This window comes from Meiothermus sp. (assembly GCF_025060375.1).
In the GTDB taxonomy this organism is placed as follows: domain Bacteria; phylum Deinococcota; class Deinococci; order Deinococcales; family Thermaceae; genus Meiothermus.
Genome location: NZ_JANXCG010000010.1, coordinates 1 through 2432 on the forward strand (window position 1 = coordinate 1; position 2432 = coordinate 2432).

Annotated in this window: 1 protein-coding gene; it reads right to left on the reverse strand. The window is 66.9% G+C overall.

Annotated elements, in window-relative coordinates; all coding sequences use genetic code 11:
* Positions 1 to 894: 894 nt before the first annotated feature.
* Complete coding sequence (locus tag NZ849_RS01150; protein WP_295403189.1) at positions 895 to 2142, reverse strand: hypothetical protein; 1248 nt, start codon at positions 2140 to 2142, stop codon at positions 895 to 897.
* Positions 2143 to 2432: the final 290 nt, after the last annotated feature.

A 2432-nucleotide genomic window follows, 5' to 3' on the forward strand; every position in this document is an offset into this window, starting at 1 on the left:
AGGCCCTGGTCTATACCCTGGAGGAGTGGCGGGCCCTGGCCAGGCACAGCCCCCGCTTCGCCAGAACCCTGAAGCAGGAGGTCCGCTGGCTCATTGGTGAAGGAGTGGACGGGGGGACCTGAGGGCGCCGGAAAGGCCCAATGCAGCTCCAGACCTCCCCGCAGGAACTCCGGGCCGCCCCCGCCCTCAAGCCAGGCAAACCCCTGAGGGCACAGCCCCCTGGCAGGGGCACTGACATCCTCCCACGGCTAAAGCCGTGGGGTGCCTGCGCGGAACCTCCGGGGTTGGGGTCTGCCTGCGCTGCCCCATGCCTTCACCCCTATCCAGCCCCTCCCCCGCGCCCGGTCGAGACCCGTCGGCCCACGCCCAACCCAATGGCCTGGCTCGCGCCAGCCTGGGCTTTCCGGCAGCACTTGCGCTTGGGCCAGCGCCATGCGGCAGTGCCCGGAGGGCAGGCCCAGGGCGCGGGCTTGGGGGTAGGCAGCGGCATAATACTGCACGCCCCGACCTCCCGCTTTCGGCGGCGGGCTCCCTGCGAGGATTTCTGTGATCATGAAAGGGGAATTTGAAGCAGTGCTGCTGGGTTGGCCGGAAGCTCCTGCAGTAGTCCTTCCGGGACCTGTCCCCGCTCACCCCTGGGAGAAGCCGGTACTGCTCCCGCCCCAGATTCGGAGCCCCGAGGAATCCGCCCGGATAGTGGTCGAGCGGAGCATGGCAAGGCAGAAGGGGAGGAGCCCCAGGCGGTGGCCGTGGTGGACGTGGGGGGCTCATCCCGGTTTTGCTCGAGCCGGAGGGCGGAAGGAGCGGGGAGGGGACAGCTCAACAACGGGGATGAGTCACGGTCTGCCAGCCGCCTAGGGCAGCCCTTCCGGGAGAAAGCGGCCCCGCGGGGGCCTAGGGAAGCCGGTAAGTGCCGCCCTTCACCGCAAGGGCAATGTCGATGTTGCGCAAAAGGGCCTCGGAGGGAGCACCGGGGGCGAGGTTCTGGGAGACAAAGCCGATGGAGCCCCTGACCGCGGCCGTAACCTCGTAAGACACCTCAGAGTTCGCTGGCGCCAGGGTGTAGTTCAGTTCCTGCCCCAGGCTAGGCAGCTCGTAGCTCGTGAACCCCCCATGCAGGTGCACGTGCACCTTCAAGGCAGTGGCGGAATCCCGGACCAAGCCCTGGAGCTCGAGCAGGTAGGCCTGGGCGTCGGTGCGGCCGAAGGTGAACCGGGTCCCGCTGGGAGTGAACTGCCCTGCCCCCCAGGGCTGGGGAGGGTTCGCGTTCCAGTCCTGGCCGCCGGTGTCCTTGAACACCACCAGCCTCTCCTGGTTCGGCAGGGAGCCAGACCGGGCGAGAAGGATTCCCAGGTACACACCCCCCGCGTCTGGGAGGACCCCGTAGCGGTCGAAGGCGCCCGCAACACCAAAGGACTTCATTCCATCCTTGAAAAAGGCAACCAAGGGAACTGGTTCAGGCTGGAAGCCCGGGGGCAGGCTGGCAGCAATCGAACGCGGGGTGAAGGCCTGCCAGCCCTGGGCATCCACGCTGGAGGAACCCCCGCTCACCACCTCCACCCCCACCAGCCTGCCGCCGATCGGCACCAAAGAACTGGGGGGAGACCCGCTTATCCGGAAAACGGATACCAGCAGGGTTTGCCGGCCGGTAGGAAGCGACAGGTTAACGGTGGCCGCACCGGAGGAGACCGTCCCCTGCAGCTCAGAGGGGCCCAGATAAGCAAACACCAGGTCCCCATCCTGCACGGGCCGAGCGCCGATCTGGCTAGGAAGCTGCACGTTGAGGGTAAAGGGAACCGTCGGCGGCCCCCCTTCAGCCGAGCACACCAGGCTCAGGCTCCGCGTCTGGCTCACGCGGGCCTTGTGAAACAGAAGGAAGGGCTCAGGACCCGCGCACCTGGCGGCTACCTCGTACTCCGAGCTCTCCGGCGCTCGGAAGGAGGCCTGAGCGTTCTGAAAGGTAAGGGTGCGCCAGGGATCGCTACCCACCCGATAGAGGGCCTTCAAGAGGGCATTCCGAGGGTCCTCCAGGCGCACGGTAACCTGGGTGCCCCCCGTCCCAGTCCCGTCAGCACCGGGTCCAGGGCAGGCCGTGAGCAGAAGGACCAGGTGCCCCAGCAAAAGGTATCCCATCCTTCTCATAGCTCGCCTCCTGTGGGTAACCTAAAATTTTAAGACATAAGGACCCTTCTGCGTCCACCCTCCCCGCTGACCCCCGGCTGACGTCGGCGTGTCATAGATTCCCCTGGGGGTCAACTATGGTGCACCGACTGCTCGCCGGACTCGCCCTCTTCGGCCTGGCCTGGGCCCAGGGGCCCATCACCCTGCAGTACTGGCACATCAACACGGAGGCCTTCGGCCTGCCGGCGCTGCGTGAGCTCATCCGCGTCTTCGAGCAGCGCAACCCCGGCATCAAGGTAGAGGAGCGGTTC